This is a genomic window from Nocardia sp. NPDC004582 (assembly GCF_053602115.1).
This window is the reverse complement of sequence record NZ_JBSGCY010000199.1, coordinates 1-9,284: the sequence shown is the minus strand read 5'-3', so window position 1 is coordinate 9,284 and position 9,284 is coordinate 1. Positions and strand designations below refer to the sequence as shown.

7 protein-coding genes and 2 pseudogenes are annotated in these 9,284 nt (G+C 71.0%); 5 read left to right on the top strand and 4 right to left on the bottom strand.

Annotated elements, in window-relative coordinates; genetic code table 11:
- Positions 1-401, bottom strand: a pseudogene (locus ACWELJ_RS31725) (hypothetical protein); the annotation flags it as partial.
- A 424-nt stretch (positions 402-825) separates the two neighbouring features.
- Here ACWELJ_RS31725 and ACWELJ_RS31720 point away from each other — a divergent pair.
- The gene (locus ACWELJ_RS31720; protein WP_452369764.1) at positions 826-1,569 is read left to right on the top strand and encodes an alpha/beta hydrolase; all 744 of its coding nucleotides are present in this window, start codon (positions 826-828) and stop codon (positions 1,567-1,569) included.
- A 6-nt stretch (positions 1,570-1,575) separates the two neighbouring features.
- Here the strand turns inward: ACWELJ_RS31720 and ACWELJ_RS31715 are convergent, their stop codons facing one another.
- Complete coding sequence (locus ACWELJ_RS31715; protein ID WP_452369763.1) at positions 1,576-2,223, bottom strand: phosphoribosyltransferase; 648 nt, start codon at positions 2,221-2,223, stop codon at positions 1,576-1,578.
- 42 nt (positions 2,224-2,265) lie between these two features.
- Entirely contained in the window at positions 2,266-3,069 is an 804-nt protein-coding gene (locus ACWELJ_RS31710) for a carbon-nitrogen hydrolase family protein (RefSeq protein WP_452369765.1), read from the bottom strand.
- Positions 3,070-3,341: 272 nt separating this feature from the next.
- On the opposite strand from ACWELJ_RS31710, the gene ACWELJ_RS31705 reads away from it, so the two are divergent.
- Positions 3,342-5,141 carry a DEAD/DEAH box helicase gene (locus ACWELJ_RS31705; RefSeq protein ID WP_452369762.1) on the top strand — a complete coding sequence of 600 codons (1,800 nt, stop codon included), beginning with the start codon at positions 3,342-3,344 and terminating at the stop codon, positions 5,139-5,141.
- Positions 5,142-5,226: 85 nt separating this feature from the next.
- Here ACWELJ_RS31705 and ACWELJ_RS31700 read toward each other — a convergent pair whose 3' ends face one another.
- On the bottom strand, positions 5,227-5,982 hold the full coding sequence (locus tag ACWELJ_RS31700; protein ID WP_452369761.1) for a hypothetical protein: 756 nt from the start codon (positions 5,980-5,982) through the stop codon (positions 5,227-5,229).
- Positions 5,983-6,189: 207 nt separating this feature from the next.
- On the opposite strand from ACWELJ_RS31700, the gene ACWELJ_RS31695 reads away from it, so the two are divergent.
- The 3 genes and pseudogenes from ACWELJ_RS31695 to ACWELJ_RS31685 all read left to right on the top strand — a co-directional run.
- Complete coding sequence (locus tag ACWELJ_RS31695; protein ID WP_452369760.1) at positions 6,190-7,359, top strand: acyl-CoA dehydrogenase family protein; 1,170 nt, start codon at positions 6,190-6,192, stop codon at positions 7,357-7,359.
- A 9-nt stretch (positions 7,360-7,368) separates the two neighbouring features.
- Entirely contained in the window at positions 7,369-8,496 is a 1,128-nt protein-coding gene (locus ACWELJ_RS31690) for an acyl-CoA dehydrogenase family protein (RefSeq protein ID WP_452369759.1), read from the top strand.
- 118 nt (positions 8,497-8,614) lie between these two features.
- A pseudogene (locus ACWELJ_RS31685) lies at positions 8,615-9,284 on the top strand (hypothetical protein); the annotation flags it as partial.

Genomic DNA, 9,284 nt, shown 5'->3' with positions numbered 1-9,284 from the left:
GCCGCCGCGGTCTGCTCGTGCGCGACCCGCAGTCCGGCCAGCGCCTCGTCCCGCGTGTGCTCGGGGGCCGCGGTGTCGCGGCGTAGCGCGCGGGGATGGTCGTCGGGTAGGCCCGTGAGCGGGTCGGCGTCCGGGGGCGTGAGGGCGGCCACGCCGAGAGCGGCCGCGGCGGCCCGGGATAGGCGGATGCGGGTGACCGCGTCGCCGTGGCGGTCACGGAGGTCGGCGAGGCGATGTTCGACGGCCGGGTCCGGGATGCGCGTGAGGGCCCCGCGCGACGGGAACTCGACGGGGGTCACCAGTCCCAGTTCGGCGTCGAGCGCGCGCAGCAGCGCGAACTCACAACGCGCCGCCGCCACCAGGTCTCCGGTGCTGCACACGACACGATCACCGAACAGCATCAACCGCGGCCCTCCTGTGCCATTGCTCCGCCCGCCCGGCCGGGGATCGTCACGTGCCGAGTCGGCCATAGCGTAATGACTGCGGGCGGTGTGATGTGCCGCCAGGTGGGACCCGCGCGCCGGGCCGTCCGGGCCGCGAGCCGCCCACGTCAGCGCCCGTTTGCGGGCGGTGTTGGGAGACAACGCGACTCGTGCGCGTCGCGGTGGCCCGGATCGGCTCAGCGCCCGGTCGGACGCCAGAAATCGGCCCGCCATTCCGGCGTGTCGCCCGGCGGGCCGGACCGGGTCGCCCGTCCGGTCCGGTCCGCCGCGAGCGGCCCCGGACCGAGAACTCGAGCCGACCGTTCGGCCCCTCCGGTCATTACTGGCCAGTTGCCTGTTCGGAGCTCCCCCATAGCCGCGTCCGGTCTGTCACAATCTGCCGATGCTTTACCTCGCGGGCGCTCGCGGCCGCCTTCACTACCGACGATGGCAGCTCGACAACGCGCAGGCCGTCCTGGCTCTGCTACCCGGAATCGGCCAGCACAGCGCGCACTACCATCGGTTCGCCCGGGCCCTCGCCGCCCACGGAATCGAACTCTGGGCCCTGGACACCTCGGGCCACGGTCTCAGCGAAGGAGACCCGGAGCGGCCCGGCAATATTCACGAACTGGCCGCCGACGCGCGCATGTTCCTGGATCAGGTGCACGAACACTCCGACTCCACGCCCTTCCTGATGGGCCACTCGCTCGGCGCGGCCACCGCGCTGGCGGTGCTGCGGGACGCGCGACCGCGGGACTTCTCGGGCCTGGTGCTCTCCGGTACGCCGCAGGCGGTGCTGGAGGGCCGGTCGCCGAAGTCCGCGCGCGGCAGCGCGGTCGCGAATCGCGGCCGCGGCCATACGGTTTCCGGCGGAAGTTCGGCCGAGGCCCGCTCCCGCGCCGCCGCGGCGACCGCCAGTGAATCGGATTGGCCGGGCCCCCGGCTGCCCGAGGGCCTGCCGGTGCTGATCGTGCACGGCGCGGATGATCGGCGCGCGCCGATCGATCCGGTCCGCGCCTGGTCCGAACAGGTCGGGGCGCGTTTCCTCGCCTATCCGGACACCGGCCACGATCTGCTGCACGAGCCCGCGCACGCCGCGGTCACCGCCGAGGTGGTCGATTTCGTGCACGCCCGCTCGCTGGTCTGACGGCGTTCACCGTTCCGGGTCGCGGGCGTTCGCGGGCCGCAGCAGCCGCACCACCTCCGCGTCGGTGAGCTGATGGAAGTCGCGATACGCGCCGCCCACCCCGCCCAGGTTGCGCGGCACCATCGGGCACACCACCTCATCGGCGATGGCCCGGATCCGGTCCAGCGCTTCGGCCGAGGACACCGGCACCGCCACGACCACCCGCCGGGGCTCGTGCCGACGCGCGATCTCGCATCCGGCGGCCACGGTCGCGCCGGTGGCCATGCCGTCGTCGACGATCACCACGGTCCGGTCCGTCATGTCGATCGGCGCCCCCTCGCGCAGCACGCGCCGGCGCCGCTCCAGCTCGGCCCGTTCGACGTGCTCGATATCGGCCAGCTGCTCGCGGGTCACGCCGGTATGCCGCACGACGTCGCGATTGAGGACCCGGACCCCGTCCTCGCCGATCGCGCCCATGGCCAGTTCCGGCTGCCACGGCACCCCCAGCTTGCGGACCAGCAGTACGTCCAGATCCCCGCCGATGGCCTCGTGCACCGCCGCCGCCACCGGAACCCCGCCGCGGGGCAGTCCCAGCACCAGCGGATCCGCCGCGCGCAGGTGCTCCAACACCCCACCCAGCGCACGCCCGGCGGCCCCCCGATCCGGATAGATCATCGATATTCAGTCTAGTTGCGTGAGCCCCGGCTCACCGGGGGCTCATTCGCCGCGGATGGTGTACCGGCGCAGCGCCAGGCTGGGGTTGGTGGTCCGGACCTCGCCCAGGTGCCCCAGATCGACGCGAGCGGTGGCGATGCCCGGCTGATCGCCGAGTTCGGCCAGCACCGCACCGGTGGGGGAGATGATCATGGAGGCGCCGGAGCCGCGCGGCGCGGCCTGGTCGGCGGCGGCCACGTACATGGTGTTCTCGATGGCCCGGGCGCGCAGCAGCGTGGTCCACTGATCGACCTTGCCGGGACCGGGAATCCACTGCGCGGGCAGCAGCAGGGTGTGCGCGCCGGCGGCGGCCAGACGGCGAATGCCTTCGGGGAAGCGCAGATCGAAGCAGGTCTGCATGCCGAACACGACCCCGTCGACGGTGAAGGTCTGGGACTGGTCGAGCGGTCCGGGGATGAGTAGGTCGGATTCGCGGGAGCCGAAAGCGTCGTACAGATGAACTTTTCGGTACACCGCGGCGAACTCGGCGTCCGGGGAGGCGGCGACGAGGGTGTTGTAGATGTGCCCGGCGGGCTGGTCCGGGCCTCCGGCCTCGACCACGCCCGCGACCACGTGCACGCCGAATTCGGCTGCCACGCCACGTAATCCGGTGACGAACTCGCCGGTGAGCGGTTCCGCCGCGGCCAGCACCCGCTCGTCGAGGCGCTTGGTGGCGAACATCGAATACTCGGGGGCCACCACCACCTTCGCTCCGAGTTCGCTGGCCGCTTTGACCTCGGCGCGCAGAGCGGTGAGATTGGCCACGGTGTCGGTGTGCGGATCGAACTGCACCACCGCCACGTCCACCGAACCCGCGGGTGCGGTGCCGGCCTGCCGCCGGGCCGCCGCGCCGGGTTCGGGCGCGGCCGTCGCCACGGCTCCCGAGCTGGCCGCATCCGCGGTGGCCAGGGTCCCGGCGACGTAGTTGTGGACGGGTGCGACTTCGGTATTTCCGAGTCCGGAAACCGGACTCGAGGGCGGCGGGAGGGCGGGCGCGGGCGGGTTGTCCGGTTGCACGACTCCCAGGGTATTCACCCGATGGTCAACCCCGCAGCTAGCAGGCAGTAAAATCCATGGCAATGAGCACCTCACCGGCCGACAGCGTTCCCACTGACGACGAGAGGGACGTTTCCGGCCCGTCCTTCGCCGATCTCGGCATCGATGACCGCATTCTGCGGGCCATCGCCGATGTCGGCTACGAGTCGCCGTCGCCCATCCAGGCGGCGACGATTCCGCCGTTGCTCGACGGCGCGGACGTGGTGGGCCTGGCCCAGACCGGTACCGGCAAGACCGCGGCCTTCGCCATCCCGATCCTGATGGGCATCGAGATGACCGGCAAGGCCCCGAAGGCCCTGGTGCTGGCCCCGACCCGAGAGCTCGCGATCCAGGTCGCCGAGGCGTTCGGCCGGTACGCGGTGCACATGCCCGGCCTGCACGTGCTGCCCATCTACGGCGGGCAGAACTACGCGGTGCAGCTGTCGGGTCTCAAGCGCGGTGCGCAGGTGGTCGTCGGCACGCCGGGCCGCGTCATCGACCACCTCGAGCGCGGGACCCTGGACCTGTCGCAGCTGCAGTACCTGGTGCTCGACGAGGCCGACGAGATGCTCAAGATGGGCTTCCAGGACGATGTGGAGCGCATCCTCGCCGACACGCCCGACGAGAAGCAGGTCGCGCTGTTCTCGGCCACCATGCCCTCGGCGATCCGCAAGATCTCCAAGCAGTACCTGAAGAACCCGACCGAGATCACGGTCAAGGCCAAGACCTCCACCAACACCAACATCACCCAGCGCTGGGTGCTGGTGTCGTATCAGCGCAAGCTGGACGCGCTGACCCGAATCCTCGAGGTCGAGTCCTTCGAGGCCATGATCATCTTCGTGCGCACCAAGCAGGCCACCGAGGAGCTGGCCGAAAAGCTGCGCGCGCGTGGGTATTCCGCGGCCGCCATCAATGGCGACATCGCGCAGGCGCAGCGTGAGCGCACCATCGGCCAGCTCAAGTCCGGTGTGCTCGACATCCTGGTCGCCACCGACGTCGCCGCCCGCGGCCTGGACGTGGAACGCATCTCGCACGTCGTCAACTACGACATCCCGCACGACACCGAGTCCTACGTGCACCGCATCGGCCGCACCGGCCGCGCGGGCCGCTCCGGTGAGGCGCTGCTGTTCGTGGCCCCGCGCGAGCGCCGGCTGCTCGACGCCATCGAGCGCGCCACCCGCCAGCAGGTCCAGGAGATGCAGCTGCCGTCCGTGGAGGACGTGAACGCCCAGCGCGTCACCAAGTTCCACGACGCCATCACCGAGAACCTCAACTCGGACAACCTGCCGCTGTTCCGCAAGCTCATCGAGGAATACGAGCGCGAGCACAACATCCCGCTGGTGGACATCGCGGCGGCGCTGGCGGTCGGCGGCCACGACGGCGACAACTTCTTCATGGAGCCCGACCCGGAGCCCGCCCCGCGCGAGCGCCGCGAACGCGCCCCCCGCTCCTTCGACGACCGGGAACGCGGCCCGCGGGAACGCCGCGAGCCGAGCGGCCCGTCCCGCCACCGGGTGACCGGCCAGGAGCTGGTCACCTACCGGATCTCGGTGGGCAAGCGGCACAAGGTCGCGCCCGGCGCGATCGTGGGAGCCATCGCCAATGAGGGCGGCCTGCGCCGCAGCGACTTCGGGCACATCTCCATCCGCCCCGACCACTCGCTGGTGGAGCTCCCCGCCGACCTGTCCAACGAGACGCTGAACGCCTTGAGCCGCACCCGCATCAGCGGCCAGCTCATCGACCTGCAGCTCGACGCCGGCCCGCCGGGAGGCCGCTCCATGAGCCGCGCCCCGCGCCGCGAGGGCAAGCGCCCGGACCAGCACCGGCGCAAGCCGCGCTTCTGAGCTCGCGACGCCGCGCTCGCGCGGTGGCGACTCCGAAACAAACGCCCGCATCCGGAATGGATGCGGGCGTTGTGTTTTCGGGGGGCTAAGCGGGGGCGCTGCCGGGGGTGTCGGCGCTCGGCGGTTGCGCGGCGGTGGTCGGCGCGGCCGGGGTGGTCGAGGGGGTCGCGCCGGAGGCGTCGGGGCTCGCCGGGGTGGCGGCGGGCGGGGTGGCCTGGGCCGCGGGGGCGTCCGGGACGGTCGAGAGGCCGACGGTCGGGAGGACGACGCAGCGGGCGTTGGGGTAGTCGATGGTGCCCCAGAGCGAGGCGATCACGGTGCCCGGGCCGGTCTCGACGTTCTTCGACAGCGTCGGGAGGCTGTATTCGGTGTGGTCGTCGAGGGCGGTGATGCCGCTGCGGCCGTTGTTCAGGTTCAGCCAGGCGACGGTCAGGCCCGAGGAGAGGGGGAAGCCGTTCTGCTGGGCCATGACCTGGAAGCTGACCGTGCCGGCGGGCAGCGAGACCGTGGCGGCCGGGCCCGCGACGCCGGTGACGGCGGTGGCCGAGGTGAGGCTGAACGGCATGTTGAAACCGCAGCCCAGGGTGGGGGCCAGATACGAGAACGGCGTGAACTGAACGTTTTCCATCTTCGCGGCGGCGATCAGCTGCGCGGTCTTGGCGATGTCGGCGACCGCCGTCTTGCCCGCGACATTGTCGCCGACGGCCTGGGTGAGCTGGTCGATGGCCATCTGGGGCGTCGTCTCGGTCCAATCGGCCGCGGCCGTGCCGACGCCCAGGGCGGCGACGGTGGTCATCGCGGCGATCGCCGCGGCGCGCGGGAAAAGCGTGCTGCCGTTCACTCTGGCTGCTCCTGCGTGGTCGTGATTCTCGCCGAGCTTGGACAGCCCGACGCCGCGAAATCGCGGTATCGGATTCTCCGGCAACGTACCAGTTCGGTGTGCGCGCCGCGCCGCCGCGCCTGCCGCCGGGTGTGATCCGGGTGACAAACCGATCGTTACCGGGGGGTAGGTTTGATGGCGACATCACAGCGACGCTCGGGAGAAGCAATGAAGCTGGCCCTTTCACCCGATGAGGTGACATTCCGGGAAGAACTGCGCGAGTTCTACCGGACCAAGATCCCGGCGGAGATCCGCGACCGCGTCAAGTACGGTCTCGAGCTCTCTCGCGATGACATCGTCACCACCCACCGCATCCTCAACGAGAACCACCTCGCCGTGCCCAAGTGGCCGGTGCAATGGGGCGGCCGCGACTTCTCGCCCATGCAGCTGCACATCTGGGAAGACGAGATGCAGCTGGCGTCGGTGCCGGAGCCGCTCACCTTCAACGCCCAGATGATCGGCCCGGTCATCGCCCAGTTCGGCTCCGAGGAGCTCAAGCAGCGCTTCCTGCCGCCGACCGCCAACCTCGACATCTGGTGGTGCCAGGGCTTTTCCGAGCCCGACGCGGGTTCGGACCTGGCCTCGCTGCGCACCACCGCGGTCCGCGACGGCGACTCCTACATTGTCAACGGCCAGAAGATCTGGACCACCCTGGCCCAGTACGCCGACTGGATCTTCTGCCTGGTCCGCACCGATCCGAACGTCAAGAAGCAGGCGGGCATCTCGATGCTGCTGTTCGACGTGAAGACCCCGGGCGTCACCATCCGCCCGATCAAGCTGATCGACGGCCACCACGAGGTCAACGAGGTCTTCTTCGAGAACGTCCGGGTCCCGGCCGACCAGTTGGTCGGCGAGGAGAACATGGGCTGGACCTACGCCAAATTCCTGCTCGGCAACGAGCGCACCGGCATCACCGGCGTGGGCCGCACCAAGGTCAAGCTGGGCGTCGCGAAAGAGTATGCGGCGCAGATCCGTTCGGGCGGCGGCACGCTGCTCGAGGATCCGGTCTTCGCCGCGCGGGTGGCCGAGATCGAGAACGAGCTGCTGGCGCTGGAGCTCACCCTGATGCGGGTGATCTCGAATTCCAGTGACGGCAAGCCGAATCCGGCCTCCTCGGTGCTGAAGCTGCGCGGTTCGGAGCTGCAGCAGGCCGCCACCGAACTGCTGCTCGAGGTCGCCGGTCCGGACGCGCTGCCGGTGAACGCCGCCGACATCGCCTCGCCCGGCTGGGCGCAGCGCAGCGGCCCCGGCTACCTCAACTACCGCAAGACCACCATCTACGGAGGCTCCAGCGAGGTGCAGCGCACCATCATCGCCTCCACCATCCTCGGATTGTGAGCCGCCGCCATGGATTTCGAACTCACCGATGAACAGGTCATGCTGCGCGATACGGTCCGGGACCTGCTGGGCCGCGCCTACGACCCGGAGACGCGCCTGAAGGTCATCGACACCGAACTCGGCTGGAACCGCGACGTGTGGCGGCAGCTGGCCGAATTGGGCGTCCTCGGACTGCCTTTCGACGAGGCGGACGGCGGCGTGGGCGCCGGCCCGGTCGAGACCATGGTCGTCATGGCGGAGATCGGCCGCCGCGGCGCGCCCGAGCCCTACCTCGACGCCGTGCTGGTCCCGGGCGGGCTGATCGCCCGCGCGGGCACCGCCGAACAGCGGCAGCGGGTGCTGCCCGCCCTCGCCGGCGGGGAGCTCCTGCTGGCCTTCGCGCACGACGAGCCCGGTGTCCGGTGGCCCGCCACCGACCTGTCCGCCACCGCGGTGCCGGATGGGGACGGCTACCGGATCACCGGCGTCAAGAATCCGGTGCCGCACGGCGACTGCGCCGATCAGCTGGTGGTCAGCGCCACGCTGCCGGGCGGGGGAGTGGGACTGTTCCTGCTGGCCGCCGACGCCGAGGGCGTCACCCGCACCCCGTTCCGCACCTTCGACGGGCGGCGCGGCGCGCAGCTCGAATTCGCCTCCGCGGCAGCCGAACCGCTCGGCGACGGCGGCGACGCCCAGTCGGTGATCGACGCGGTCACGGTGGCGGCGCAGGCGAGCCTGTGCGCGGAATCGCTGGGCGCGATGGAGGAGGCCCTGCGCCTCACCACCGATTACCTGAAGACGCGCAAGCAGTTCGGGGTCACGCTGTCGAAGTTCCAGACGCTGACCCAGCGGGCGGCGAACATGTACGTCTCGCTGGAACTGGCCCGCTCCATGAGCCTGTACGCGACCGCGGCGGTGGCCGACGGTTCCGCGGACCGGGTCGCGGCGTCGCGGGCGCGACTGCAGGTCGGGCGCTCGGCCCGGCACATCGGGCAGGAAGCGATCCAGATGCACGGCGGCATCGGCATCACCACCGAGTACCCGGTGAGCCACTATGTCGCCCGGCTCACCGCCATCGCCCGCACCCTGGGCGGCGACCTGGAGCACCTGCGGGTGCTCAGCGATCGGGTCGGCGAGTACGGCCTCGTGGAGTTCTGACTCCGAGCCCTGGAACGCGCCCCGCTCGAGCCTCGAGCGGGGCGCGTTCGTGCCGGTCGGGGGTGCGAAGCTGAAATTCCGGTGTCGGCAAGCGGATTGGCGGGCGTAGGGTCGGAGCATGGGAGGAGACGCGGTACGGCTGGACGGGAACACCCTGGTGTTGCCCGGTGAGGTGGGGGTACGGTTCATCCGCACGCTGAGACTGCCCGAGCAGGGGACGCATCCGCTGCCGCCCGGGCTCGGCGAGTTCCCGGTGCGCCGGGTGGCGGACTTCGCCGCCTCGGTGCCGCCGGAGTGGGCCGAACGCGGCGGTGTCATGCTGCCCATGTACCTGCGCGAGGCCATGTGGCTGTCGTTCTCCGCGAAGGAGCCCGCGGCGCTGCAGATCGGCGTCGGCAAGGTGTGCGCGGTGTCGGGGAAGCCGTGGAGCGCCCGGCTCGATCGCGATCCGCAGAACTATGTGGTGCTGCCCCGGCAGCCGTGGCTGGACGGCATCAATTCCGGCAAGGGCACCATCCGGCAATTCGTCGCGGTGCCACTGGGATTGGGCGCCACCGTGGAGGGGCAGGTCACCGGCGAGGAGACCTGGGGCGGGATCCAACTCCAGAACTTCGCGCTCAACGATCTCGAGCTCGCCCGCTGGCGCAAGGCCGAGGAGGAACGTCGTGAGCAGGCGTCCCGGCGGCGCTACCGCAAGTCCGACACCGCCTGGCTGGCCTCGGCGCCGGGCGCCGCTCCACCTCCGGCAGCTCCCGGCTATGGCGCGCCGCCGCCCGCTCCGGGCGGAC

Excerpts from the sequence above, each read along its gene's own strand:
- ACWELJ_RS31720 (WP_452369764.1), top strand. The coding sequence starts at position 826 with ATGCTTTACCTCGCGGGCGCTCGCGGCCGCCTTCACTACCGACGATGG.
- ACWELJ_RS31715 (WP_452369763.1), bottom strand. The coding sequence starts at position 2,223 with ATGATCTATCCGGATCGGGGGGCCGCCGGGCGTGCGCTGGGTGGGGTG.
- ACWELJ_RS31705 (WP_452369762.1), top strand. The coding sequence starts at position 3,342 with ATGAGCACCTCACCGGCCGACAGCGTTCCCACTGACGACGAGAGGGAC.
- ACWELJ_RS31695 (WP_452369760.1), top strand. The coding sequence starts at position 6,190 with ATGAAGCTGGCCCTTTCACCCGATGAGGTGACATTCCGGGAAGAACTG.
- ACWELJ_RS31690 (WP_452369759.1), top strand. The coding sequence starts at position 7,369 with ATGGATTTCGAACTCACCGATGAACAGGTCATGCTGCGCGATACGGTC.